This window comes from Micromonospora sp. NPDC023888, assembly GCF_040639415.1.
In the GTDB taxonomy this organism is placed as follows: Bacteria; Actinomycetota; Actinomycetes; order Mycobacteriales; family Micromonosporaceae; genus Micromonospora.
The window spans coordinates 76,046-101,624 of record NZ_JBEZZW010000018.1 but is presented as its reverse complement, the minus strand read 5'-3'; the positions used below and the strand labels follow the sequence as shown (position 1 = coordinate 101,624).

25 protein-coding genes are annotated in these 25,579 nt (G+C 72.9%); 17 read left to right on the top strand and 8 right to left on the bottom strand.

All coding sequences use genetic code 11. The features are described from left to right. Position 1: 1 nt before the first annotated feature. From AB0F61_RS18285 to AB0F61_RS18235, 11 genes are all read left to right on the top strand, one after another. Positions 2–484, top strand: a complete 483-nt coding sequence (locus AB0F61_RS18285) for a phage tail protein (RefSeq protein WP_030327509.1) — start codon at positions 2–4, stop codon at positions 482–484. Next, a complete protein-coding gene (locus AB0F61_RS18280; RefSeq protein WP_357810818.1) occupies positions 459–1,928 on the top strand; it encodes a hypothetical protein in 1,470 nt (489 codons plus the stop codon). The genes AB0F61_RS18285 and AB0F61_RS18280 overlap by 26 nt, the downstream gene beginning before the upstream one ends. Further along, positions 1,928–2,815: a hypothetical protein gene (locus tag AB0F61_RS18275; protein ID WP_357810815.1), complete on the top strand. Its 888-nt coding sequence runs from the start codon at positions 1,928–1,930 to the stop codon at positions 2,813–2,815. Before AB0F61_RS18280 ends, AB0F61_RS18275 begins: the two co-directional genes overlap by 1 nt. Then, on the top strand, positions 2,812–4,404 hold the full coding sequence (locus AB0F61_RS18270; RefSeq protein WP_357810813.1) for a contractile injection system protein, VgrG/Pvc8 family: 1,593 nt from the start codon (positions 2,812–2,814) through the stop codon (positions 4,402–4,404). Before AB0F61_RS18275 ends, AB0F61_RS18270 begins: the two co-directional genes overlap by 4 nt. Beyond that, entirely contained in the window at positions 4,404–4,742 is a 339-nt protein-coding gene (locus tag AB0F61_RS18265) for a hypothetical protein (RefSeq protein WP_357810810.1), read from the top strand. The genes AB0F61_RS18270 and AB0F61_RS18265 overlap by 1 nt, the downstream gene beginning before the upstream one ends. Continuing rightward, the gene (locus AB0F61_RS18260) at positions 4,739–5,173 is read left to right on the top strand and encodes a GPW/gp25 family protein (RefSeq protein WP_357810807.1); all 435 of its coding nucleotides are present in this window, start codon (positions 4,739–4,741) and stop codon (positions 5,171–5,173) included. Before AB0F61_RS18265 ends, AB0F61_RS18260 begins: the two co-directional genes overlap by 4 nt. Beyond that, a complete protein-coding gene (locus AB0F61_RS18255) occupies positions 5,170–7,851 on the top strand; it encodes a putative baseplate assembly protein (protein ID WP_357810804.1) in 2,682 nt (893 codons plus the stop codon). The genes AB0F61_RS18260 and AB0F61_RS18255 overlap by 4 nt, the downstream gene beginning before the upstream one ends. Further along, positions 7,832–8,347, top strand: a complete 516-nt coding sequence (locus AB0F61_RS18250; protein ID WP_357810801.1) for a phage tail protein — start codon at positions 7,832–7,834, stop codon at positions 8,345–8,347. Before AB0F61_RS18255 ends, AB0F61_RS18250 begins: the two co-directional genes overlap by 20 nt. Next, positions 8,344–9,273 (top strand): hypothetical protein, encoded by a 930-nt coding sequence (locus AB0F61_RS18245; RefSeq protein ID WP_357810799.1) that lies wholly within the window; start codon positions 8,344–8,346, stop codon positions 9,271–9,273. The genes AB0F61_RS18250 and AB0F61_RS18245 overlap by 4 nt, the downstream gene beginning before the upstream one ends. Further along, complete coding sequence (locus AB0F61_RS18240) at positions 9,270–9,731, top strand: hypothetical protein (RefSeq protein WP_357810796.1); 462 nt, start codon at positions 9,270–9,272, stop codon at positions 9,729–9,731. The genes AB0F61_RS18245 and AB0F61_RS18240 overlap by 4 nt, the downstream gene beginning before the upstream one ends. A gap of 70 nt (positions 9,732–9,801) precedes the next feature. Beyond that, the gene (locus AB0F61_RS18235) at positions 9,802–10,557 is read left to right on the top strand and encodes a hypothetical protein (protein WP_357810794.1); all 756 of its coding nucleotides are present in this window, start codon (positions 9,802–9,804) and stop codon (positions 10,555–10,557) included. Between the two features lie 126 nt (positions 10,558–10,683). Here the strand turns inward: AB0F61_RS18235 and AB0F61_RS18230 are convergent, their stop codons facing one another. Both AB0F61_RS18230 and AB0F61_RS18225 read right to left on the bottom strand, forming a co-directional pair. Further along, positions 10,684–11,058, bottom strand: coding sequence for a cupin domain-containing protein (locus tag AB0F61_RS18230; RefSeq protein ID WP_357810791.1), 375 nt, complete (start codon positions 11,056–11,058; stop codon positions 10,684–10,686). A gap of 149 nt (positions 11,059–11,207) precedes the next feature. Next, positions 11,208–11,594: a nuclear transport factor 2 family protein gene (locus AB0F61_RS18225; protein WP_357810788.1), complete on the bottom strand. Its 387-nt coding sequence runs from the start codon at positions 11,592–11,594 to the stop codon at positions 11,208–11,210. 80 nt (positions 11,595–11,674) lie between these two features. Between AB0F61_RS18225 and AB0F61_RS18220 the strand changes: the two genes are divergently transcribed. Continuing rightward, on the top strand, positions 11,675–12,436 hold the full coding sequence (locus tag AB0F61_RS18220; RefSeq protein WP_357810785.1) for a helix-turn-helix transcriptional regulator: 762 nt from the start codon (positions 11,675–11,677) through the stop codon (positions 12,434–12,436). Here AB0F61_RS18220 and AB0F61_RS18215 read toward each other — a convergent pair. From AB0F61_RS18215 to AB0F61_RS18190, 6 genes are all read right to left on the bottom strand, one after another. Then, positions 12,426–13,313, bottom strand: coding sequence for a PmoA family protein (locus AB0F61_RS18215; protein ID WP_357810782.1), 888 nt, complete (start codon positions 13,311–13,313; stop codon positions 12,426–12,428). The two genes, AB0F61_RS18220 and AB0F61_RS18215, sit on opposite strands and share 11 nt — an antisense overlap. Next, positions 13,310–13,972, bottom strand: a complete 663-nt coding sequence (locus AB0F61_RS18210) for a hypothetical protein (RefSeq protein WP_357810779.1) — start codon at positions 13,970–13,972, stop codon at positions 13,310–13,312. Before AB0F61_RS18210 ends, AB0F61_RS18215 begins: the two co-directional genes overlap by 4 nt. After that, on the bottom strand, positions 13,956–14,717 hold the full coding sequence (locus AB0F61_RS18205) for a carbohydrate ABC transporter permease (protein WP_357810932.1): 762 nt from the start codon (positions 14,715–14,717) through the stop codon (positions 13,956–13,958). The genes AB0F61_RS18210 and AB0F61_RS18205 overlap by 17 nt, the downstream gene beginning before the upstream one ends. A 137-nt stretch (positions 14,718–14,854) precedes the next feature. Continuing rightward, positions 14,855–15,838: a sugar ABC transporter permease gene (locus AB0F61_RS18200; protein WP_357810776.1), complete on the bottom strand. Its 984-nt coding sequence runs from the start codon at positions 15,836–15,838 to the stop codon at positions 14,855–14,857. 195 nt (positions 15,839–16,033) lie between these two features. After that, positions 16,034–17,386 (bottom strand): extracellular solute-binding protein, encoded by a 1,353-nt coding sequence (locus AB0F61_RS18195; RefSeq protein WP_357810773.1) that lies wholly within the window; start codon positions 17,384–17,386, stop codon positions 16,034–16,036. Between the two features lie 19 nt (positions 17,387–17,405). Then, the gene (locus tag AB0F61_RS18190) at positions 17,406–18,536 is read right to left on the bottom strand and encodes a LacI family DNA-binding transcriptional regulator (protein WP_357810771.1); all 1,131 of its coding nucleotides are present in this window, start codon (positions 18,534–18,536) and stop codon (positions 17,406–17,408) included. A gap of 237 nt (positions 18,537–18,773) precedes the next feature. Between AB0F61_RS18190 and AB0F61_RS18185 the strand changes: the two genes are divergently transcribed. From AB0F61_RS18185 to AB0F61_RS18165, 5 genes are read left to right on the top strand one after another with little or no spacing between them, the layout of a single operon-like run. Beyond that, a complete protein-coding gene (locus AB0F61_RS18185) occupies positions 18,774–20,102 on the top strand; it encodes a Gfo/Idh/MocA family oxidoreductase (protein WP_357810768.1) in 1,329 nt (442 codons plus the stop codon). 24 nt (positions 20,103–20,126) lie between these two features. Next, positions 20,127–21,560, top strand: coding sequence for a glucuronate isomerase (gene uxaC, locus AB0F61_RS18180; protein ID WP_357810765.1), 1,434 nt, complete (start codon positions 20,127–20,129; stop codon positions 21,558–21,560). Further along, positions 21,557–22,861 (top strand): enolase C-terminal domain-like protein, encoded by a 1,305-nt coding sequence (locus AB0F61_RS18175; protein WP_357810762.1) that lies wholly within the window; start codon positions 21,557–21,559, stop codon positions 22,859–22,861. The genes uxaC and AB0F61_RS18175 overlap by 4 nt, the downstream gene beginning before the upstream one ends. Next, positions 22,852–24,345, top strand: coding sequence for a mannitol dehydrogenase family protein (locus tag AB0F61_RS18170; RefSeq protein WP_357810759.1), 1,494 nt, complete (start codon positions 22,852–22,854; stop codon positions 24,343–24,345). The genes AB0F61_RS18175 and AB0F61_RS18170 overlap by 10 nt, the downstream gene beginning before the upstream one ends. A gap of 52 nt (positions 24,346–24,397) precedes the next feature. Further along, positions 24,398–25,549 (top strand): Gfo/Idh/MocA family oxidoreductase, encoded by a 1,152-nt coding sequence (locus AB0F61_RS18165; protein WP_357810929.1) that lies wholly within the window; start codon positions 24,398–24,400, stop codon positions 25,547–25,549. Positions 25,550–25,579 lie beyond the last annotated feature (30 nt).

Below are 25,579 nucleotides of genomic sequence, written 5' to 3'. Positions count from 1 at the left end.
CATGCCCACCACAGCCACCCCGCAACCCGGCGCCCCGGTCGACCCGTACCGGGCGTACAACTTCCGGCTGCTCATCAACGGCGTCACGAACGGCCACTTCACCGAGATGACCGGGCTGGAGGTGAACATCCCCGGGCAGCCGTACCGGGAGCACGGCCTGGGCCGGATGCGGATGGTGCCCGGCCAGGCCGAGTACGAGCCGGTGACGCTGCACTTCGGCCTCACCGCCTCCCGGGAGCTGTGGGACTGGGTGAACGCCACCGCGCAGGGCACCCTCAACCGTCGCAACGTCTCAGTGGTGCTGCTCGACTCGGTCGGGACCGCCGAGGTGCTGCGGTGGAACCTGATCGACGCCTGGCCCACCCGGTGGCGTGGCGCGCACCTCAACACGCTCAGCCACGAGATCGCCATCGCCTCGCTGACCCTGCGCTACGAGGGTCTGGAGCTGGAGACCGGCGGTGCCACCGCGCCGACACCCGCGTAGCTGGCTGGCCGGCCGGCTGCGCTCAGCGGCCGGGGCGGTGCAGCGCCTCGCCGGGCGGGTCGAGCCCGCCGGGGCACCCGCACGGTCGGACCCGCCGAAGGCGGCACCGCCGACGCTGGGCACGCCGACGGTGGGCGCGCCGGCTTTGGGCGCGCCGGCTGTGGCACCGCGCCGATTCGGCGAACCCCCGCAGCACTGGCTGGACCTGGTCGCCGCCCACGCGCCCGGCCTGCTGCACGACCTGGACGTCGGTCGGCCCGCTGCCGCAACGACAGAGGGGCGCGATGACCCCGCCGACGGCTCCGGCTTCGACGATCGGATCGATCAGGACGGACCGGACCGGTGGACCGAGCTGACCCGACCGACTCGGCCCGCCGGGGAGGGTGCCGGGCTCCCTGCCGACCCGGTGGATCGTCGTGCCCCCGGCACAGTGGGCCATCGTGCCCCCGGCACAGTGGGCCATCGTGCCCCCGGCACAGTGGGCCGTCGTGCCCCCGGCACGGTGGGCCGTCGTGCCCCCGGCACGGATGGTCGGTCCGGCCACGCAACAAGCATGAGCGGGCCTGACGCGGCCGCGCACTCCTCCGGGAGTGGCCGCCCGGCGTCCGCCACACCGGGCACCGTGGGTGGCGACGGCACGGTGGACGCGGCGTACGGCGTCGACGGGCCGGAGGCGGTGAGCGGGGTCGGACGGCCGGACGGGTCGCGCTCGACGGGTGCAACCGGAGAGTCGACGCACGCGTCGAGGGCAGCCGACCGGTCCGGCGGCCCGGAGATGGACGGTGCCAGCCCACGGGTCGGCAGCGACGCCTCCGACGGCGCGGTGACCGCCGAGGTGCCCCGCGCACCGGATGCGGACCGCCGTCCGCCGGGCCGGCTGCGGGACGGTTGGCGGCAGCGCGTGCCGTCCCGACGGGTCGCGGCGACGGAACCGGCGCCTGTCGACACCCCAGCCACCGACCCGAAAGAGCAGCCCCGAGTCGGAAACCCAACCCGGCCGGCCGCCCCTCCCCTCCGCACCCACCCTGCCGAGATCTTGGAAGATTTCGGCCCCTCCAGGGGCACTTTCCTTCCAAGGTCCACAACTGACTCCGCCGGCGGCGGCGGGGCGGCGGGGGGCGGGGCGGCGGGGGGCGGCGGGCTGTGGCCGGCGCTGCCGGACGAGCTGGCACGGTCGGGGCAGCAGGTTGGCGAGCGGGTTGGACAGCACACCGCACCCCGCAACGGTGCGGCCGCGAGGGCCGCGGGCGTGGGTTGGATCGGCTCGGTGCACCGCGAGCCGGGCGGCGGGCGAGGGCCGGAGAACACGGGGTCCCAGGCCGACGCGACGGCGTTCGACAGGTGGCCGGCGCTGCCCGACGACACGGCGCTGTGGTCGGTCGCCGGTGCGGCGCTGGACACCGCCCAACTCGGTCGACTGGACCGGGAACAGGCGGGTGGCTGATGGAGCGCGTCGCCTTTCTTATCGACTCCTCCGGCGAGCGGGTGGACTGCCTGCTCAACCCGGAGACCGTGCAGGTGACCCGGCTCGCCGGGGTACGCCATCGGGGTGCCGCCGGCGGGCAGCTCACCGGGTCCGGGCTGGCCGACGACCCGCTTGTCTTCACCGGCGGTGGTCGGACCGAGCTGGTGCTCGACCTGCTCTTCGACGTCGACTTCGTCCAGGCGCAGGTCCGTCCCGCCGACGTACGGGTGCTCACCCGTCCCCTGTGGATGCTCGCGGAGAACTCGGCAGCCGAGCACGGTTGGCTGCGTCCACCGCTGGTCCGGTTGGTCTGGGGAAAGACCTGGAACGTGCCCGGCGTGATCATCGCGGTGGCGGAGCGGTTCGACGCGTTCACCGGCACCGGCTCGCCCCGGCGTTCCTGGCTGCGGCTGAAGCTGGTCCGCGCCGCCGAGACGGCCGACCAGGCCGAGGCGGGGTTCGCCGAGGAGTTGGCGGCGGCGAGCACCCCGACCGCCGCGCCGGGCAGCGCGGTGATCGCGGCCGGCGACGGCGCCGCGGAGCCGGGCCGATCCGGTGTGCGTTTCGACCTGCTGTCCAACGACGCGCTCGGCTCACCGCTGCGCTGGCGTCTGCTGGCCGACCACAACCGGATCACCGACCCGCTCGCGGTGCCGGCCGGCACCACCCTCGCCGTCCCGCCACCTGGCGCCCCGAGCGGCGGTCGATCGACGGCGATGGGTGCGGTGACCGGTGCCGCGCGGGCGCTGGCCGGGGCGGTTGGTGCCGGCGCGTCGTTCGTCGGAGCCTCGATCGCCACCGCGCCCGCCGCCTGGGGCCCGACCGGCCCCACACCCACCAGCGCCAACCCGGGGGGTACGCCGTGACAAGCGTCGCGCCCCGCGCCCTGATCGTCCTGCTCGACGGCGCCGAGCTGACCGGCGCGGTTCGTCAGCGGATCCGCTCGCTGCGGGTGGCGGCACGGCTGGACCAGCCCACCCAGGCGGAGCTGGTGCTCGCCACCTCCGTCGGCGTCGGCGCGTTCGACCCGGCGGTGCGCCCCGGCACAACCCTCGACGTGCGGCTCGCCGACCAGGCCGACGCCCTGTTCAACGGTGAGGTCACCGCAGTGGAGGTCGAGTACGCCGCCGACGGCGCGGCGGTGCTGCGGCTGCGGGCGTACGACCCGCTGCACCGGCTGCGCAAGCGGCAGGGGTTGCGGGTCTTCACCTCGGTGACCGCCGTCGAGCTGGCCCGGGAACTGTGCGGCGCGGTGGGGCTGGAGGTGACAGCGGAGGTCGACGGGCCACGGGTGGACCGGTTGTTGCAGCACCGGCACAGTGATCTGGATCTGCTGCGCGAGGTGGCCGGCCGGGCCGGGCTGCACCTGGCCGCCGACGGCGGCGCGGTCCGGCTGGTCACCCTCGCGGGCTACGGAGAGCCGGTCGCGCTGGCCCTCGGCGCGAGCGTGCACACAGTGCGCCTGTCCACGAACGCCGACCAGGCCAGCGGTGCCAGCGCCGCGCTGGGCTGGCACCCGCAGCGGGCCGAGGTGATCAGCCAGCAGGCCGACGAGGCGCGATGTGGCCGACCGGCGTTCGACCGACCGGACCCGGCCGATGTCGGCGCCGACGGGGTCCGCACCGCCGTCGACCAGCCGGGCCGCAGCGACGACGAGTTGGCGGCGCTGGCCCAGGCGCGGCTGGACACCCGGGCGGCCACCCTGGTCACCGCCGAAGGGGTGGCCGAGGGCGATCCGGCGCTGCGGCCGGGCCGACGAATCGAGCTGAGCGGTGTGCCCGACCCGGTCGCCGGGGCGTACGTGCTGACCGAGGTGGTGCACACAGTGGACGCCAACGGGCACCTGACGCGGTTCTCCACGGTGCCGCCGGCCACCCCGGCGACCCCGCCCGGCGCGGCGGTGGTCACCCTCGGCACCGTCACCGACGTCGCCGACCCCGACGGGTTGGGCCGGGTCCGCCTGACCCTGCCGGCGTACGGGGACCTGGACGCCGGCTGGCTCGCCGTGCTCTGCCCCGGCGCGGGACGGGGCAAGGGTCTGGTGGCGCTGCCCGATCCGGACGACACCGTGCTGGTGGCGCTGCCCGGTGGCGAGCCGGCCTCGGGCGTCGTGCTCGGTTCGCTGTTCGGCGCCGTCGAGCCGTACGACGCGGGCGTCGACGACGGCCGGGCGCGGCGCTGGACGCTGCGCACCGCCGGCGGGCAGTCGATCGTCGTCGACGACGTGCGGCGCAGCCTGCGGATGTCCACCGAGGGTGGCAGTTTCCTGGAGCTGACCCCGGAGTTGGCCACCCTGCACGCGGCGTCGGACCTGGTGATCTCCGCGCCCGGCCGGGCCATGGTGGTCCGCGCCCGCAGCGTGGACTTCCTGCGTGCCGAGTCGACCGAGGACCCGACCACCGCGGCGCGGCAGGCCCTTTCGCTGGCCCGCGCCCACCACGAAGGAGGCGGCTGATGCGCTGGATCCACAGTGACTCCGTGATCACCTGCGATCACGACGGCCGGGTCGAGAACCGACCCTCGCAGCAGTGGGTGACAGTCACCGGCGTACCCGTGCTTGTGGACGACGACCCGGAGGGACGCACGATCGTCGCCTGCCCGAACTACGGCCCGACCGTCAAGCCGTGCACGAAGACGGAGAGCCTGCGCGTCGGTTACAGCGACTGGCTGCGGGTCGACGGGCACCGGCTGGTGCTCGACAACCTGAAGGGGTTCACCAACGGCACCCCGCCCGACTCGATCCACCACGTCGTGCGCGACCCGCGCCAGCGGTTCCTCGGGGCGGACCGGTGAGGGCCTTCCGCTTCGTCGGGGCCGGCTTCGACGCGGGGCGGGGCGGCGGCCTGGCGCTCACCGCGGCCGGCGGCCTGGCGATGACCGAGGGCGACGAGAGCGTACGGCAGGCGCTGTTCCTGCTCCTGTCGACGACGCCGGGCGAACGGCTGATGCGACCCGGGTACGGCTCCCGACTGCACCGGCTCGTCTTCGCGCCGAACGACGACACCACGGCCGGTCTGGCCATCCACTACGTCCGGCAGGCCATCGCCCGCTGGGAGCCGCGGGTCGAGGTGATCGACGTGGACGCCGGGCCGGATCCGGACGACGCGTGGCGGCTGGTGATCCGGTTGGACTACCGGGTGCGCGCCAGCCTGACACCCGGGCAACTGGTCTTCTCCGTGGACCTGCTCCCCGCCGACGAGCCCGCGCAGGGAGGACAGTCATGACGCTGCCCGTGCCGCACCTGGACGATCGCGGCTTCCTCGACCTCGTCACCGAGGCCCGGGAACGGATCCGACAGTCCTGCCCGGCCTGGACCGACCTGTCGGCGCACGACCCGGGGATGGCGCTGGTGGAGGCGTTCGCCCACCTGACCGAGGTGATGATCTACCGGTTGAACCAGTTGCCGGAGAAGGCGTACGTCTCGTTTCTGAACCTGCTCGGGGTCACCCGGCACGCACCCACCGCGGCCTGGGCCGACGTCCGGTTCACCCGCAGCGGCAGCGACCGGGCCGCCATCCGGATCCCGGCCGGTCTGCGCGTCGCGGCGGCCCGGGGCGCGGATCCCCGGCCGGTCGTCTTCGTCACCACCGAGCCGACGCTGCTGCCCGCCGACGAGACGTCGGTGACGGTACGGATGCACCACTGCGAACCGGTCGAGGCGGAGTTGCTCGGTGTGGGCACCGGCCAGCCGGGGCAGGTGCTGCGGGCCGCCCACGCGCCGCTGGCGCACACCGCCGAGGCGCTGGACCTGCTGCTCGGCGTGGAGGTGCCGGCCGGCACCGTCGAGTTGGGCGCGGCGGCCCGGGAGCACGACGGCCGCACGTTCGAGATCTGGCGACCGGTGGACAGCTTCGCCGGGCTCGGCCCGCAGGCCAAGGCGTACCTGGTGGACCGCTGCTCGGGCACCGTCACCTTCGCCCCGGCCCTGGACCTGCGACCGCCGGCCGCGCCCGGCGACCCCGCGCCGGCCGGCCCGGCGCCGGTGACCGTGGCGGCGGTGCCGCCGGCCGGACGGCAGGTCCGGCTCTGGTACCGCGCCGGTGGCGGGCCCACCGGCAACGTGGCCGCGGGCACGCTGACCAGCCTGCGCGACCCGCTACCCGGGGTACGCGTGGACAACCCCGCCCCGGCGGCCGGCGGCCGGGAGGTGGAGGCGTTGGAGTCGGTGCTTCTGCGCGGCCCGTACGAGTTCTTCGCCCAGCAACGGGCGGTCACCGCCCGCGACTTCGAGGTCCTCGCCACCAGCTCCGGTGCGGTGGCGCGGGCGCGGGCGTTCACCCGCGCGGCGGTGTACAGCTTCGCCCGGCCCGGTGAGGTCGAGGTGGTGCTGGTGCCGTACGTGCCGCCGACGGCCCGCCCCGGTGGCCGGCTGCCGGTGGCGGTGCTGCGCGAGCACGAGGTGCCCGAGGCGCGCCGCCGGGTGGAGGCGGACCTGGAGGAACGCCGGATGCTCGGCATCCGGTCGCGGGCCACCTGGGCCCGGTTCAAGGCGGTGTCGGTCCGGGCCCGGGTGGTGGTCCGCCGGGAGGAGGACGTGGACGCGGTACGCCGCCGCATCCACGACCGGCTGCACCAGACGTTGAGCCCGCTGCCGACCGCGCTCAACCCGACCGGCTGGCCGTTCGGCGAGCCACTGCGGGCGTCGAACGTGTACCGGCTGCTGGAGCACGCCGAGCCGGGTGTGCGCTATGTCGAGTCGGTCCGGTTCGTGGTCGACGAGGCCCCCGACGCGGAGGTACGCGCCCTCGCCGTCGACCAGTACCAGCCGCGCACCTGGTATGCCGGTCGCGGGCCGGTGCTGTTCCGGTCCAGCAACGGCGGTGCGGGGTGGGAGCCGGCCGGCCGGTTCGACGGTGAGACGGTGCTGCGGGTGGCGCCCGCGCCCGCGCCGGTGCGGCCGGGCATCGTCGCGCGCCCCGGCTCGGTGGCCGTGGTGACGCTGCGGTCGTCCGGCGGCTCCCGGGTGCACCTGAGCAGCGACCTGGGCGAGACCTGGTCACTGCTCACCGACCTGGACGCGCGGATCTCCGACGTGGCCTGGCTGGACCGGGACGGCGCGGGCGCGCTGCTGGTAGCCACCGACACCGGCCTGTACGAGGTGTCGTTGCTGCCCGGGGCGGTGCCGTTGCAGATCCTGGTCGACCCGTCCGACGCCGATCGGGGGTTCTACGCGGTGCGCGCGTTCGTCTCGGAGCGGGGCGCGCCGGGGGTGGCGGTGGCCGCGCAGGCCGGCTTCGGGGTGTACCTGTCGACCGCCGGTGGCCGACCGGGCAGCTTCGTCCACGTGGGCCTGGCGAACGTGGACAACCGGGTGCTCGCGGTGCAGTACGACGGCCCGGCGACGCTGCTGTGGAGCGGCGCGGGCGAGCCGGACCCGAAGAAGCCGGGGCAGGGTTGCCACCGCACCCGCTTGTTCGAGTCCGACGTGAAGTGGCAGCCGGTGCAGAACGGCTGGGTCGGCGGCACCTGCCGCGACCTGGCGTTCGCCGGCCAGCTCGCGGTGGCGGCGACGCAGAGCGGCGGGGTGCTGCGGCTGGACACCCTCGGCGCACAGCCGCAGTGGCAATCGGTGTCCGTCAACTGCGGGTTACCGCTGCGCGACCGGACCCGGTTCGTGCCGGTCGACGCCATCGCCGTCGGCAGCCCGGCGGGCGGAGCGGGCGGCAACCCGGCGGGTGGCGGCCCGGCTGGCGGAGCGGGCGGCCCGGTGGCCGGGCCGGCGGAGCGGCTGATCCTGGCCGGCGGCGAACGCGGCGTGCACCGCAGCGCCAACGCGGTGGACTGGACGCCCAGCGCCAACCAGGCCACCGCCGACGTGGTGACCGTCCCGGATACCTGGCTGCTCTGCTCCGGCGAGCACGACATCGAGGTGGTGCGCCAGGATGCGACGTTCGGCGATTGAACGGCTGCTGCCCGCCGCCTACCAGCGGGCCTGCGTGCCCGGCAGCGTGCTCTGGGCGCTGCTGGACGTGATGGAGGGGCTGCACGCCCCGGACGAGGCGATCCTCGCCGAGGTGGACGCCCTGTTCGACCCGTACCGGGCGCCGGACGGGCTTGTCGTGCGGTTGACCCGCTGGGTGGCGATGGACCACGTGGTGGCCTCGCCCCGGCCCGACGCCCCCCTGCCGCTGCCGGTGGGGCGGCTGCGCGACCTGGTGGCGAACGCCGCGCTGCTGGCCCGGTGGCGCGGCACCCCGTACGGCATGCGGAGAGCTCTCGAGGTGGCTACCGGGTTGAGTGGTTTCGCTCTGGACGAGCCGGCCGAGCAGCCCTTCCACGTCGTGGTGCGCGTCCCGGCCGCCGCCGCCGGCCAACTCGCCGTGATCACCCGCATCGTCGAGGCGGAGAAGCCCGCCTCGACCACCGTCGAGATCGTCCTGGAAGAGGAGTCGTCATGACCACCGAATGGGCGGTCGTCGCCGCCGCCGAGCAGTTCACCCTCGACCCGCGCAACAGCGGCGAGCTGACCTTCACCGTCTCCAACCCGGGCAACGCGCCGGACACTGTGGTGTTCGACGTGGCGCCCGGTGACGGCTCCCAGCGGGCGTGGTTCACCGTCGCCGAGCCGCAGCGGGTGGTACCCGGGCAGGGCTCGGTGTCGTTCCTGGTCAAGCTCGCCGTGCCCGCCGGCACCCCGCCTCGGCGGTACGACATGACCGGGTTCGCGTACTCGGCGAACACCGCGCCGGAGGAGAGTTCGCGGTCCAGCGGTCGGGTCACCTACGAGGTGCGGGCGGTCGCGCCGCCCCGGCGTACCCCGTGGTTGTGGATCGCCGCCGCGGCGGCGTTGGTGCTGGTGGTGGTGGGCGTGGCGGTGGTCCTGCTGACCCGCGACGGCGAGCCGGCTCCCGGCGAGCCGCGGGTGGTCACCATCGAGGCGGAGAGCCTGGTGGACGCCGCGGTCGTCACGTCTCCGCAGAGCAGCAAGGCGGCCGTGGGCGCGCAGCCCAACTGCTGCGGGGTGACCTGGTCCGGGGACAAGCAGCTCTTCTTCACCGGGCTGGCGATCGGTGATCAGGTCACCGTGACGGTGCAGATCCCGGCGGACGGCACCTGGCGCTTCGCGGCGGTGCGGACCACGTCGTTCGACTACGCCAACACCGTCTTCGCCATCGACGGCACGCAGGTCGGCGGCACGTTCCTCGGCTTCACACCGAAGGTGCAGAAGACGGAGTTCCTCGACGTCGGCACCGTCCGGCTCACCAAGGGCTCCCACCAGGTGACGCTCCTGGTGGTGGGCAAGACGCAGGGCACCGACCGGTACTTCGCGGGCGTCGACGAGATCCGGTTCACCGAGCTCGTGGCGCAGGCCGTGGCGCGATGAGTGGCCGGCAGAAGGCGTTGCTGGGGCTGCTCGCCGTGCTGCTGGTGGCGCTGTTCGCGGTCGCGGTCGGCGTGGGCGGCGACGACCGGGGTGATCCGGGGGCCCGGCACGGGTTCGTCGACCGGTTGGGTGCGTTGGGCGGCGAACGGGCGGCGGTGGACCCGGGCACTGTCGACGCCGACTGCGCCGACGAGACGGGCCGGTTGACGTTCTCCGGCAGGTGCGTGGTGCGGGTCGCCGACCCGGGTGGGCTGCGCACCCTGGTGCTGCGCAGCGCGGCACGGTTCATCGTCGTCGCGCCGGCGCCCGGCGATGCCGACCTCACGATCCGCGACGAGGTCGAGCCGGCGCCCGACGGCACCGGCGCGGTGGCGAAGGTCGCCGTCGACCAGGCCACCGAGGTGGGCCTGACCTGCCCCGGCCTCGGTGGCTGCACTGTCGTCGTGGCCACCTCCTAACCCGATCACCGTGGCCACGCCGTGGCCTGATCACCGTGGCCACGCCGTGGCCGGAGAGGAAGGTGCCGCGATGGGTGACCTGCGTAAGCCGTTCCTGCTGCTGGCGATGCTCGCCATCGTCCTGACGATCGGTGTGGAGCTGGGCGCCGGGCTGCTGCTGGGCGGCGCCGACGCCGGCGCTGCCCTCGCGGACAGTGCCGGCGCGCTGGAGGTGGACCTCGACGACGTGTCCGGGGTCACCGAGCCGTCCGGTCGGGGTACCGGCTACCTGGCGTTGATCGACGCGGTGGCGGTCTGGAGCACCGGGCTGTTCTGTCTGGGCATGCTGCTGCCCGAGCGCGTCCAGGGCCGGGTGCAGGGCGTCGCCAGCCTGATCTTCTCGATCATCCTGATCATCGTCGGGTTGGTCGCGCTCGTCGTCGCGTTCGTGGAACTGTCCATCATGGTGTCGCTGTTCCTGGCGGTCCCGTTCGGCACGCTCGCGTACCTGGCGCTGTGGGGGTTCTTCCCGGTCGGCGAGGCGGCGGTGCTACTCGGGCTGGTGCTGCTGCTCAAGCTGGTGTGGGTCGGGCTGTTGCTGCTGGCCCAGCCGCGTTTCCTGCAGAACAAGGGTCTCGTCCTGCTGATGCTCACCACCCTGCTGTGCACCGTCGTCCTGGAGTTCCTGCACAACCTGGTGCCGGTGATCCTGGTCAGCATCGTCGACGACGTGGCGGCACTGATCTTCGCGGTGATCGCGATCATCTGGGGCCTGGTCCTGCTGATCGGCTCAATCCCGGCGATCGTGAAGGCCATCCGGGTCACCGCCGCGCTGCCGGCCCGGTGATGCGCCCACCCCACTGAACCCCGCTGAACCCCGGTGATCATGAGGTTATCGCCATCCCGGCCGGCGTGTCGTGGCAACAACCTCATGATCGACGCGTGCCCTGACCGGGCGGGCGGGCGGGCGGGGTCAGTCCACTTTGGTTAGGAGGGGTTTGCCTTTTTCTACTACGTAGGTGGCTAGCTCGACTGCTATTCCCTTGCCTACGTTGCGGGCCTGGTGGTGGACGCCGTAGGGCACGGTCAGCGCGTCACCAACATTGCACACCACTGGTGGTTGACCCTCGAGCGTGTATTCCAGACTGCCCTGCAGGACGCAGATGATCTCTTCGCCAGGATGGAAGTGCTTGAACGGCGGTGAGTCCGGCGTGAATTCCACCCGACTCTGGATGACCTCGCGTCCTGGAATGCTGAGATCGTGTTTCTGCAGATCGACACGCCACAACCCCGGCGCTCCCTCGACCGCTGTCGGACTGATGCCCTTGGGTCGATCTTGTCCGCCCACCACGGCCTCCTATGGGCCGTCGTGCAGACGACGCCCCGCTCCCTTGATCTATCCGCTGAGGATAAGGGGCCGCAGACGCGTCCGGGGCGGAGATGACCGACAAGGCAGCCCACGACACGCCGACGCGCATCGCGGGCTGCGAGCCTTGATCATTGCGCAGATTCCCACCACGCCAGATTGGCGGCCGCGTGGGCGACCGGTTCAATGACCTCCCACACCTCCGCGATGGAGCCGTCGGCGATACGCAGGATGTCGACGACCACGATCTCCGGTCCCCCGTCGGGGAGCCGACGCCGCGAGTGCACCACGACGTGGTCACTGTCGGCCACCAGGTGAAGGATTTCGACCCGCATGCCGGCGGTCGGGCCCAGCGCGGCGCCGACTGCGGCGAGCCATTCCGCCTTGGTCGAGGTTGTCGAATCCGGCCGGTGGTGGATGAAGTCCTCGCTGAGGAACGAGGCGAGCGTGTCCGTGTCGCCCCTGTCGACCAGCCCCACCAGCGCGCGTTGGACGATGCTCTTGTTCTCCGTCGTCATGGGCCCCAGTGTTTGCCCGGTGCGTTCGGTTGTCGATGACATCGCACTTCATGGCGTTCGACGCGACGATGAGTACGCTCATGATCGTGTATACGGTCGGTGAGCTCCTGCGGCAGTGGCGGCAACGCCGCGGGCTCAGCCAACTCGACCTGGCGATCGCCGCGGACGTCTCGGCCCGGCACGTCAGCCTGGTGGAGACCGGCAGGTCCAGACCAAGCGCGGACATGATCCTCCGGCTCGCCGAGCAACTCCACGTGCCGTTGCGTGACCGCAACCGTCTGTTGCTCGCCGCCGGCTTCGCACCCCGGTACGCGGAGCGTCCGCTCGACGACCCCGCCCTGTCGGCTGCCCTCGACTCGGTCCGCAGGGTCCTCCAGGCGCACGAGCCGTACCCGGCACTGGTCTTCGACCGTCGGTGGAACATCGTGCTGAACAACCGCGCGCTCGACCCGTTCCTCGCGCAGGTCGCGCCCGATCTGTTGCGACCACCGGTGAACCTGGTGCGGCTGGGTCTGGACCCGCGTGGGTTCGCTCCCCTGGTCGTCAACCTGGCGGACGTACGTGCGGTGTTCCGCAGCCGGATCTCGCGCCAGCTCGCCGCAGCGCCCGACGCGGAGCTCACCGCACTCTACGAGGAACTGCTGATGCCCGAGGACCCGGTGGGCCAACGGGTCGACGCCGACGTGGTGATCCCGATGATCCTGCGGATCGGCGGCCGAGAGCTGCGGCTGTTCTCCACCATCACCACATTCGGCACCCCAATGGACATCACGATCGACGAGATCGCGATCGAGTCCTACTACCCGGCAGACCCGGAGAGCGCCGCCTACTTCACGACGTAGTAGCACCGTCCGGCCGCCGGATGGACGCGCCGGCTGCCAGGGCAGCGGCGGTGCCGGCGTCCAAGGCGCCGTCGGCGACGACCACCGCGTGCCGGCCTCGCCGCGTCGTGCCGGCCGCGATGGTGGCCGGCCGCTCGAACGCGAACGCCACTCCCACGCCCGGATACATCGCGGTCCGCGTGAACCACCGGTCGCCGTCGCCGAGACCGCTGAAGACCAGGGTGTACGCCCGCCCGTCCGGCCCGGTGCCGACCAGGGCGACCCACGGCTCGGCGGAACCGTTCACCGCCTCCTCCCCCGTCGTCGAGGGGCCGAACACCGACGCGGGCTCGGCCGAGACCGCCCGCCAGAAGAACCCGCCGTAGCCGGCACGGTCCGGGCGGCCGTTCGTGGTCGGGCTGCCCAGCCGCACGTCCTGCCCGTCCGGGGCGCGCAGCGTGTAGTCCACGTCCAGCCGCCAGGCCGGCACGTGCCCGTCCACCGACACGGCGCCGAGCCGTCGGTTCTCGGTGAGCAGCACCGCCCCCTGCGGGTCGCGCCACTCAAGTCGGTGGGCCAGCCGGTCGGCGGACCGCTGCGACCACCCGGTGTGCGCGATCCGCCCGTGGTCGGCACGCCAGGTGTAGCCGACGTCGCGCACGTAGGTGCGCCCGCCCCAGAGGTTGGAGCCGTTGACGTCCGGCACGGCCAGGGAGGCGCCGAGGTGCCAGACGTGGTCGGCGGGCAGCGCGTCGGTGACCACCGTGCCGCCCAGGGTGCGGACCGGGTGCAGGTACGGTCGCGGCCCGTGCCGCGCGTCCAGCGCCGGGTCGACCACGTACCGGGCCACCTCCGTGGCGCCGACCACCAGCCGCGCCGACTCCTGCCCGGCGTTCACGGCAGCTCCGGGTGGGCGGGGACCGGCCGGCGGCCGGCAGGGCTGGCGGGGACCGGCCGGCGGCCGGCGACGGCGTGCAGGGCGGCCACGGTGTAGCCGGCGAGGATCGGCACCGCGACCGGGGTGACGAGCACGGCGAGCAACCCGGCCAGCGCGGTCACCCCGGCGAGGGCTGCCCACCGGGCGGGGGCGTCGAGGCAGGCGCGGGCGGCGGATCGGGCCGCCGCCCGCCACCGCCCGCCCCCGTTGCCGCCCACCTCGACGACGACCAGCCCGGCGTACCCGGTCAGGCCGGCCGCGACAAGCGCGGTCACCAGCAGCGCCGGCGGTCCACCCGGCACCCGGCCGGTGACCAGCGCCGCCAGGTCTGCGGCGAGCAGCCCGGCCACGCCGATCGTGAGCAGGCTGACCGGCACGCCCGGTAGCACCGACCGGCCGAACCGGCGCACGGTTTCCCGTGCCGACGGCCAATTGCCGGTACGCGTCCAGTCGTGCACCGCCGCGCTGGCGGTGCCGGCCGCCGCCGCCGCGGTGAGCAGGGGTGCCGCGGCGAGGGTCAGCAGGATGCCGAGCAACGCCAGGTCGGCGGCGTCGCGGGCGACGTCCCGCCAGTCCCGCCGACCGCCGGTGTCCGTCGCCGGTTCAGCCCTTGATGCCACTTGTGTTGATCCCCTCGACGAGCATCCGCTGGAAGGCGACGAAGAACAGGAAGACCGGCAGCAGCGACAGCACCGACATGGCGAACATCGGCCCGACCGCGCTCTGGCTCGTCGAGTCGATGAACAGGGTCAACGCGACAGGCACCGTGTAGTCCTCCAGTTGGGACAGGAAGACCAACTGCCGGAAGAAGTCGTTCCAGGTCCAGATGAACGAGAAGATCGCCGTGGTGACCAGCGCGGGGCGGCTCAGCGGCAGGATGATGTGCCGGAAGATGCCGTACGGGCCGGCGCCGTCGATCCGGGCCGCCTCGTCCAGTTCGCGGGGGACGCCCCGCATGAACTGCACCATCAGGAAGACGAAGAACGCCTCGGTGGCCAGGAACTGCGGGATGAGCAGCGGCAGGTACGGCCAGTCGCCGCCGACCAGCCCGAGCGTCCGGAACAGGATGTACTGCGGCACGATCAGCACGTGTTGCGGCAGCAGCAGCGTGCCGATCATGACGGCGAACCACACCCCGCGCAGCCGGAACCGCAGCCGGGCGAAGGCGTACGCGGCCAGCAGGCAGGAGAGCCCGTTGCCGGCGACGGTGAGCAGGCTGACCATCGCGCTGTTGAGGAAGAACCGGCCGAAGCTGACGTCGAAGTTGGACCACCCGGCGGTGTAGTTGCCCGGCGAGAACCGCTCCGGCAGCAGGCCGACGTTGTTGACGATCTCCTCCGGGGACTTCACCGAGGTGCCGACCATCCAGATCAGCGGGTAGAGCACCACGGCGACGATCGCCACCAGGATCAGCAGTCGCAGCACCGATCGACCGCCGGTGCGTCGGCGCGCGGTGGGCGCCGGTCCGGTCGGTACGTCGGCCGTCGGGGTCACCGTCACCGTCACCGGTCCTCCCCGTCGGAGTAGTGCACCCAGAACCGTCCGGTGCTGAAGAAGATCGCGGTGATGACCGCGATGGCGAGCAGGAACACCCAGGCCATCGCCGAGGCGTAGCCCATCTGGAGTTCGGTGAAGCCGGTGATGTAGAGGTTCAGCGTGTACATCAGCGTCGAGTCGACCGGGCCGCCGGTGCCGTTGCTGAGCACGAACGCGGCGGTGAAGCCCTGGAATCCGTTGATCGTCTCCAGCACCAGGTTGAAGAAGATCACCGGGGAGAGCATCGGCAGGGTGACGTTGCGGAACTGGCGGAACCGGCCGGCGCCGTCGACGGAGGCGGCCTCGTACAGCTCGGTGGGCACCTGCTTGAGCCCGGCCAGGAAGATCACCATCGGCGCGCCGAACTGCCAGATGGCCAGCACCATCAGGGTCTCCAGGGCCCAGTCCGGGTCGTTGACCCACGGTCTGCCGGTGATGCCGAAGAGGCTCAGCAGCGAGTTGAACGCACCGTCGCGGTTGAACATGTTCACCCAGACGATGGCCAGCGCGACGCTGCCGCCGAGCAGCGACGGCAGGTAGAACAGCCCCCGGAACAGCCCGACGCCGCGCCAGGCGCGGTTGAGCAGCAGCGCCACGCCGAGCGCCGCGGCCAGCTTCAGCGGTACGGCGATCAGCGCGAAGGTCACTGTCACCCGCACCGCGTGCCAGTACGACGGGTCGGCGGTGAACATCCGCTCGTAGTTGTCCAGCCCCACCCACTGTGCCTCGGCGAAGGGGGTGAGGACGTCGTAGTTGGTGAAGCTCAGGTAGAGCGACAGCAGCATGGGGATCGCCGTGACACCCATCAGGCCGATGAGCCACGGTGACAGGAAGACGTACCCCGCCAGACCTTCGCTGTGCCGGAGGCGTCCGGGCCCACGCCTCCAGGCGTGGGCCCGGACGGATCCGGGGCCGCGTCGGGTCGGGTCGGGCGCCGTGGTCAACGCCACGAACGGCTCCTCTCCTCGCGTTGGGTCTGTGTCGAAGTCCCCGGTCGAGCCGAGGCGGAGTCCAGGCGGCGGTCCGGCAAGGCGGAGATGGGTCCGGATACCGGTGTTGTATCCGGACCCGTCTCCAACGCGGCCGGTCGTTGGCTGGGCCCGCCGCAGGCCGGCCAGGGACTTCGACACAGACCCTGGGGGCGGTCAGGCGATGGCGGACCTGCACGCCTCGACGAACTGGGTGGCGGCCTCGGCGGTGGTGGCCCGGCCGTACTGGGCGTTCTCGGCGGCCTTGATCAGCTCGGACTTGACCTTGCTGTGTCCCTTGATCGGCACCTGTGGCGACTTGCCGAACTTCTGGGTCAGCTCGGCCTCGACGGCGATGGACTGCTTCATGGCAGGGTCGGTGGTGTCGTCGCTGACCACCCGACGCAGGTCCAGGTTGGACGGCAACCCCCGGTCGGTGCCGAGCAGCTTGACCACCTCGACGTCGTTGTTCAGGAAGTTGATCACGTCGACCGCGACGTCCTTGTTCTTGCTGCCCTTGAAGACCGACCAGTACATCGAGGCCCGGGCCCACTGCGCGATGGGGTCACCCGGGTAGGCGATCACGCCCAGCTCGTCCTTGGTGTTCTTCTTCAGGTCGGGCATCTGGTTGGCCCACACCCAGGAGGTCGCGGCCTTGCCGGTGACGACCAGCTGCTTGGTGACGTCGCTGGAGTTGCCCTCGTGGATGACGTCGGCGGTCGGGGTGGCCCTGCGGTCGCGGGCGCCCTTCCACAGGTCGAACCACTTCGTCACGTCCTCGGCGGTGAAGCCCAGCTCCTTGTCCTGGTAGAGGTCCTTGCCCTGCTGGCGCAGCCAGACCCAGAACGCCTTGTAGTCGGCGCTCGGGTCCTGGGTGCCGGGCACCTTGGTCTTCGCGGTGACCTGCTCGGCCCAGGCGATGTGCTGCTCCCACGTCATCCCGGTGGTCGGCTCGGGCAGGTTGTGCTTGGTCAGCAGCGTCTTGTTGTAGACCAGGCCCTGGGTGTTCTCCCCGGCGGCCAGGCCGGCGAGCTTGCCGTCGACCACGCCGTACTGCCAGAGGCTCTCGGGAAACTTCGAGGTGTCCAGCTTGCCGGACTTCTGGTAGGAGGTCAGGTCGAGCGTGGTGTTGCGGGCCGCGTACTCGGCAAGGAAGTTGTCGTCGATCTGGAACAGGTCCGGCGGGTTGCCGCCGGCGGTGAGCGTGGCCAGCTTGTCGAAGTAGCCCTGGTTGGCCTGCCAGGTCTTCTCGAAGGTCACGTTCGGGTGCTTGCGGGTGTAGAGCGCGAGGGCGTCCTCGGTCAGCTTGGCGCGGGCGTCGCCGCCCCACCAGAAGATGGAGAGCTTGACCGGGGCGTTCGGGTCGGCGGAACCGCCGCCGTCGTCGTCGCCGCAGGCGGCGGCCCCGAACATCAGCGGCGCGGCCACCGTCATGGCGAGCAGGCCGCGCAGCAGGCGCCGCCGGGGCAGCGGGGTACGGTCATTGCGCCCGACGGGCGCGTCAACGGTGGGGGACGTGGCGGGGTGCATGTGCGCTCACTCCTCGGCATTAGGAGGCGACGGCGTCACCGGTGGCCGCGGTCGGGATGCCCGGGCCCGCAGGGCAATGCGGGTCCGGGCCATGCGGTGCGGCCAGGGAACGTGCCGGTCGGGCGTGCGGGCCCGGTCCGGTCGAGTCGCGGATGACCAGGTCGGTCTGGAGCATTACCTGTGCTGTGGTACGACGGACGCCGAGCGCCGTGCCGGCACCGGGTCCCCGCGCACCGCGCGGTGACTCGATGTCCTGTTGCAGCAGCATGTCGACGGCCGTCCGGCCGGCGGCCCCGGTGGGTGTGGCCACCGTCGTCAGTTTGGGGCGGGTGAGCCGGCTCAGGGTGATGTCGTCGACGCCGACGACGCTCACCTCCTGCGGCACCCGCACCCCGAGCGCGTCCAGCCCTTCCATCAGGCCGATCGCCATCAGGTCGTTGTAGGCGAGCACTGCCGACACGCCGCTGCGTCGCACCTGCTCGGCGACGGCGGCGCCGCCGGTCTCGGTGGGCGCGTTGGGGCCGAGCACTGTCAGCTCCGCGCCACCGGCCCGGGCGGCCGTGCCGGCGGCGCGGCGCATCTCCCGGTTGGTCCACGAGCTGCGCGGGCCGCCGAGCAACGCGATGCCGCGGTGGCCGAGGCCGACCAGGTGCTCGATCGCCGAGCGGGCACCCTGTCCGACGTCCATCAGCACGCAGGGCAGGCCGGTCACCTGGCGGTTCACCACCACCAGCGGCACCTCGCGGCTGAGCTGCTCGATCAGGCTGTTGCTCATCCGCGGGCTGCACAGCAGCACGCCGTCCACCTGCTTGGCCAGCGCGTGGACCAGCTCCTCCTCGGTGGCCGGGTCCTCGTTGGTGTCGGCCACGAAGACGTGGTAGTCGCGGTGTCGGGCCTGACTCTCCGCCGCCTTGATCAGCGGTGGGAAGAACGGGTTCGCGATGTCCGCGATGATCAGGCCGATGTTGTGCGTACGCCCGGTGATCAGGGCCCGCGCGGCCCGGTTCGGCCGATAGCCCAGGTCCTCCGCGCAGGCCAGCACCCGGATCCGGGTGTCCGGGTTGACCAGGTGCGGGGCGGAGAAGGTGCGGGACACGGTGGAGATGTGCACACCGGACGCCCGGGCGACGTCCCGGATGGTGACTGGCACGGCTGGCCCTTCGTCCGATGTGGCGACGGTCACGTGGGTGTGGCCCATTAATGCAAACGGTTGCGCCAGTGTCAACGGTCAATGGTTGCGGCTTCGTTGCGTCCGCACTCCCCTGGGTGACCTACCGCCGCCCAAAACTGGATAATTACCGCCGTTTGCATCACTGTCGTTGACGCGATCGCATTGATCGTGATTACTTCATTGCAAACCTTTGCAGGATCACCGGGAGGCGACCGCATGTCACCGAGAGCCGGCGGCCGGGTCCGGTACGCCGTCGTGGGCACCGGCGCGCGGGCGGAGATGTTCGTCCGGGCCCTGGTGCTCGACCACGCCGACACCGCCGAGCTGGTCGCCTTCGCCGACGTCAACCAGGCCCGGATGGACACGCACAACCGCTGGCTGGCCGAGCTGGGCCACCGTCCGGTGCCGACCTACCCGGCCGGTGACTTCGCGGCCATGCTGGACAAAGAGCACGTCGACGTCGTCCTGGTCACCAGCGTGGACGTCACCCACGACGAGTACGTGGTGGCCGCGCTGCGCGCCGGCCGTGACGTGATCACCGAGAAGCCGATGACCGTGGACGCGCCGCGCTGCCGGCGCATCCTGGACGCGGTCACCGAGACCGGTGGTCGGGTGACCGTCGCGTTCAACTACCGCTACAACCCCCTGCACGAACAGGTCCGCCGACTGCTCGCCGACGGCGCGGTCGGCGAGATCGGCTCGGTGCACTTCGAGTGGCTGCTCGACGTCCGACACGGCGCGGACTACTTCCGCCGCTGGCACCGCGACAAGGCCACCTCCGGCGGGCTGATGGTGCACAAGGCCAGCCACCACTTCGACCTGGTCAACTGGTGGCTGGCGGCCACCCCGGTGCAGGTGTACGCGGCCGGCCGCCTCTTCTTCTACGGCGACCGTGGCCGGCGGCACGGCTACGCCCGCGACTACGACCGGGCACACGGCTCCCCCGCCGCCGCCGACGACCCGTTCGCGCTGCGGCTGGACGCCCACCCCCGACTACGCGAGCTGTACCTCGACGCCGAGACCGAGGACGGCTACCAGCGCGACCGCAACGTCTTCGCCCCCGGCGTCACCATCGAGGACGACATGGCGGTGCTCGCCCGCTACTCCACAGGTGCCACGATGACGTACCACCTCACCGCCTACGCGCCCTGGGAGGGCTACCGGGTGATGGTCAACGGCAGTCGGGGTCGGCTGGAGCTGGAGGTCACCGAGAACGACTTCGTCGACCGGGGCACCGCCGGCGCGGTCAAGGGCGCCGCCCTGCACGGCACCGACGCGCCGGCCGAGGGCGGTGGCGCGACCCTCACCCTGCGCCCGTTCTGGGCACCACCCCGGCAGATCCCCGTCGAGGGTCGCACCCGGCACGGCCACGGTGGCGCCGACGCCCGGATGACCGCGGTGCTCCTCGGCGGTCAACCCGACCCGATGGGCCGCGCCGCGACCGCCGACGACGGCGCACTGGCCCTGCTCACCGGCCTGGCCGCCAACCGGTCCTTCGAGACCGGTCAACCGGTCCGGGTCGCCGACCTGCTCACCCCCCGCTGACCAGGAGACGAGGAGCCCATCCCCGTGCCGACGTTCGACCACACCGACCTGCTCCTGCCGCCCGAACCGGGCCAGCGCGCGCTGGCCCGGGAGCTGTACGCCCTCGCGGCGGAGCAACCCATCATCTCCCCGCACGGCCACGTCGACCCGGCCCTGCTCGCCGAGGACCAGCCCTTCCCGGACCCGGCGCGGCTGCTCATCGTGCCCGACCACTACCTGACCCGGATGCTGCTCAGCCAGGGCGTCCCCCCGGCGGACCTGGGGGTGCCCACCCGCGACGGCAGTCCGGTGGAGACCGACGGCCGGGTGATCTGGCGACGCTTCGCCGCGCGCTGGCACCTGTTCCGGGGCACCCCGTCGCGCCTCTGGCTGGAACAGACCTTCCGCACCGTGTTCGGGGTGCACACCCCACTCGGCCCGGCCACCGCCGACACCCTGTACGACGAGATCGCGGCCCGGCTCGCCGAACCGGACTTCCGGCCCCGAGCACTGTTCGAACGGTTCAACATCGAGGTCCTCGCCACCACCGAGTCGCCACTCGACGACCTGAGCCAGCACGCCAAGCTCGCCGCCGACGGCTGGGGCGGCCCGGGCGGCCGGGTGGTCACCACGTTCCGCCCGGACGACGTGGTGGACATGGAGTTCGACGGCTGGTCGACGAACGTGGCACGGCTCGGCGAGCTGGCCGGCGAGGACACCGGCACGTACGCCGGCTACCTGGCCGCCCTGCGGGCCCGGCGGGCCGCGTTCATCGCCGCCGGCGCGACCTCCTCCGACCACGGCCACCCCACCGCGCGCACCCTGGACCTGACCCCGGCCGAGGCCGAGCGGCTCTACGACCGGGGCCGGCGCGGCGAGGCCGACGCCGCCGACGCGGAGGCGTTCCGGGCGCACATGCTCATGGAGTTCGCCCGGATGTCCCTCGACGACGGCCTGGTCATGCAACTGCACCCCGGCGCGGTCCGCAACCACAACCGCTGGCTGCACGCCCGGCACGGCCGCGACGTCGGCGGCGACATCCCGCAGGCCACCGAGTACGTGCACGCCCTCGCCCCGCTGCTGGCGCGCTACGGCAACGACCCGCGGCTACGGCTGGTGCTCTACACCCTCGACGAGGACACCTTCACCCGCGAGCTGGCGCCCCTCGCGGGCGGGTACGCCGCCCTGCTGCTCGGCGCGCCCTGGTGGTTCCTGGACTCCCCCGAGGTGCTGCGCCGGTTCCGGGAGGCGGTCACCGAGACCGCCGGCTTCTACAACACCACCGGGTTCGTCGACGACACCCGGGCGTTCTGTTCCATCCCGGTACGCCACGACGTGGCCCGCCGGGTGGACGCCGGCTTCCTGGCCCGACTGGTCGCCGAGCACCGGCTGCCGATGGACGAGGCCGCCGAGACCATCGTCGACCTGGCGTACCGGCTGCCCAGGCGGGTCTTCAACTTCGGAAGGGTGGACCGGTGACCGTCACCATCACCTCCGTCGAGGTGCACGACGTGCGGTTCCCGACCGCCGCCCGGGGCGACGGCTCCGACGCGGTCAACCGCGGCGACTACTCGGCGACGTACGTGGAGTTGGGCACCGACGCCGGGCCGAGCGGCGCGGGGTTCACCTTCACCAACGGCCGGGGCAACGAGATCACCTGCGCGGCGGTCCGGGCGCTCGCCCACCACGTGCGGGGGCGCACGATCGAGGAGATCACCGCCGAGCCGGTGACGTTCTGGCGTTCACTGAGCGCCGACGTGCAGCTGCGCTGGCTGGGCCCCGAGAAGGGCGTCATCCACATGGCGACCGGGGCGCTCGTCAACGCGGTCTGGGACCTGCGGGCCACCCTCGCCGGCAAGCCCATGTGGCGCTTCCTCGCCGAGCTGCCCACCGACGACCTCGTGGCAAGCGTCGACTTCCGGCACATCACCGACGCGCTCACCCCGGACGAGGCAGCCACCATCCTCGACAAGGGGCGCGACGGGCTGACCGGCCGGTTGGACACCCTCGAACGGGACGGTTTCCCGTCGTACACCACCTCGGTCGGCTGGCTCGGCTACCCCGACGACAAGGTCCGGGCGCTGACCCGGCAGGCGTACGCCGACGGTTGGCGGGCGATGAAGATGAAGGTCGGCGGCCCGCTCGCCGACGACAGGCGTCGGGCCGGGATCATCCGGGAGGAGATCGGCCCGGACGCGCTGCTGATGATGGACGCCAACCAGGTCTGGGACGTGGACGAGGCGATCACCGCGATGGCCACGCTTGCCGAGGTGGATCCGTACTGGATCGAGGAGCCGACGCACGCCGACGACATCCTCGGGCACGCCCGGATCGCCCGGGCGGTCGACGAGCTGACCGGCGGGCGGTGCCGGGTCGCCACCGGTGAGGTGGCCGCCAACCGGGTGATCTTCAAGCAGTTGCTCCAGGCCGAGGCGATCGGGGTGATGCAGATCGACGCGTGCCGGGTCGGCGGCGTCAACGAGGTCCTCGCCGAGTTGCTGCTGGCGGCGAAGTTCGGGGTGCCGGTCTGCCCACACGCCGGTGGCGTCGGCCTCTGCGAGTACGTCCAGCACCTGGCGATCTTCGACTACCTGCGGGTGGGCACCGGCCTGGAGGGGCGGATGATCGAGTACGTCGACCACCTGCACGAGCACTTCGTCGACCCGGTCCGCACCCGCGACGGCCGCTATCTGCTGCCCGAACGGCCCGGTTACAGCGCCACCATGAAGCCGGCGTCGATCGCCGAGTTCCGCTTCCCGGACGGTCCGGCATGGCGGTGACCGTCGGGGCCTCCCGGCTCGGCCTGGGCATGCTGCGCCGACTGCCCGCCGAGGCCCGCCCGCTGATCCGGCCGGGCACCGTGCCGACCGGCATCGTCCACCTGGGGTTGGGCGCGTTCCACCGGGCGCACCAGGCCGTCTTCACCGAGGCGGCGATCGGCGCGGCCGGCGGCGACTGGGGCATCGTGGGCGTCGCTCCGCGCAGCAGCGCGGTGGTCGAGGCGCTCGCCGCCCAGGACAACCTGTTCAGCGTCAGCGCCCTCTCCGCCGCCGCCAGCACCACCCGGGTGGTGGGCGCCCTGAGCGGCGTCCGGCACGCACCCAGCGACCCGGACGCCGTGGTGGCGCTGCTCGCCGACCCGGCGGTCCGCGTGGTGACCCTGACCGTCACCGAGAAGGCGTACCAACTCGACCCGGTGACCGGCGACCTTTCCCCGGACGCGGCGCTCGCGGCCGACCTGGCCGGCGGCGGACCCCCGACCACGGTGCCGGGGCTGCTGCTGCGCGGGCTGGCCGCCCGAGCCGCCGCGGACGCCGGGCCGGTGGCCCTGGTGAGCTGCGACAACCTGCCGGCCAACGGCCGACGGCTGCGCGGGATGCTCGACCAGACGGTCGGCCGTGCCGCCGGGGTGCCCGCCGGGCTGGTCGAGTGGGTGGCCGGCAACGTCACCTGTCCGGGCACCATGGTGGACCGGATCGTGCCGGCCAGCACCCCGGCGACGATCGAGGCGGCCCGTCGGGTGCTCGGCGTGACCGACCTGGCCGCGGTCGCCGCCGAGCCGTACGCGCAGTGGGTGATCGAGGACGACTTCCCCGGCGGCCGGCCGGGCTGGGAGCACGCCGGGGCGGTGCTCACCGACGACGCCGGCCCGTGGGAGCGGTTGAAGCTGCGCGCTCTCAACGGCGTGCACTCGGCCGTGGCGTACCTGGGCGCGCTGGCCGGGCGGGAGACCATCGCCGACGCGCTGGAGATCCCGCACCTGGCGGACGTGCTGCGCCGGCTGATCGCCGAGGATGTGGCGGCCAGCTTCACCCCACCGGACGGCGTCCGGGTGGTCGACTACGGCGAGCAGGCCCTCGCCCGGTTCAGCAACCCGGCGATCCACCACCGCACCCTCCAGGTCGCGCTGGACGGCTCGCAGAAGCTGCCGCAACGCGTCCTGCACACGATCGTCGACCTGCGGGCGAGCGGCCGGTCCGCGCGCTGGGGGGCGTTGGTCGTGGCAGCCTGGTTGCGCTTCGCGCTGGGGTACGCCGACGACGGCCGACCGTTGCCGTTGCAGGATCCCCTCGCCGGGCCGATCCGGGCCGCCCTGGACGCCGGCGCGCGGACCCCGGCCGGCGCGGTGGACGCCGTCTTCGCGCTCCGCGAGGTCATCCCGGCGGAGGTGGCCGCCGACGACGAGGTCCGCGCCGAGGTGATCGCCTGGTTGACCGCGCTGGGACGCCACGGTGTCGAGGCCACCCTGGCCGGTGCCCGGTGACGTGGCCGGTCGGTGCGCGGTGAGCGGCCGGGCGACAGCGACGCCGCCCCGGGTGGCGGTGATCGGTGCCAACGGGCACGGCCGCTGGCACCGGCGGGTGCTCGCGCCGCTGCACGCCACCGGCCGGTTACGGCTGGTCGCTCTGGTCGACGTCCGGCCGGTGGAGGACGATCCGGCGGCGCCGGTGCCGCCCGGGGTCGAGGTGTTCACCGACCACCGGGCGATGCTCGCCGCCACCCGGCCGGAGGTGGTGGTGATCTGCACCCCGCCGCACACCCACCTGGCGATCGCCCGGGACGCCCTGGCCACCGGGGCGGACCTGCTGCTGGAGAAGCCGCCGGTGTTGTCGCTCGCCGAGCACGAGGAGTTGACCTGGGCGCTCGCCGCCGCCGGCCGGGTGGCGCAGGTCGGCTTCCAGGCGCTCGGCTCGGCGGCGCTCACCGCGCTCACCGACGCGCTGGCCGCGGGCCGGCTGGGCACGGTCACCGGCATCTCCACGGTCGCCGCCTGGCAACGGCCGGACGCCTACTACGCCCGCTCCCCCTGGGCGGGCCGACGGAGCCTGGACGGCCGGCCGGTGCTGGACGGCGCGCTTGTCAACCCACTGGCGCACGCGGTGATGCAGTGCCTGGCTGTCGCCGAGGCACTCGGTGGGGCGACGCCCTGGCCGGTGACGATCGAGGTGGAGCGCTACCGGGTCCGGCCGATGGAGGTGGAGGACACCGCAGTGCTGCGGATCCTGTTGCGCGCCGGCCCGCCCGTGCTGGTGGCGGTGACCCTGGCCGCTGAGGAGTTCGTGGCGGGCGAGGTGGTGGTGACCGGTACGGCGGGACAGGCGGTGCTGGAGTACCCGACGGACCGGCTGCGGCTGCCCGGGGACGTGGTGACCCGCCGGATCCCGGGGCGGCAGGGGTTGCTGGAGAACCTGCTCGCGCACCGGGTCGACCCGTCGGGGGTGCCGCTGATCGCCCCGCTGGCCCGTACCGCGCCGTTCACCGCCCTGCTGGACGCGTTGCGGGCCGCCCCCGAGCCCCGGCTGCTCGACGGCGACCTGGTGACAGTCGTCGGGGAGGGTGGGGAACGGGTCCGCCACCTGCGGGGCGTTGTCGACGTGTTGCGCCGGGCGGCCGAGCGGCTGGCGCTCCCGAGCGAACTGGCGGTGCCGTGGGCATCCGCCGCGTACCGCGCCGAGTTGGCCGGATAACGGCGGACACCACCTGGGACGAACCTCCAC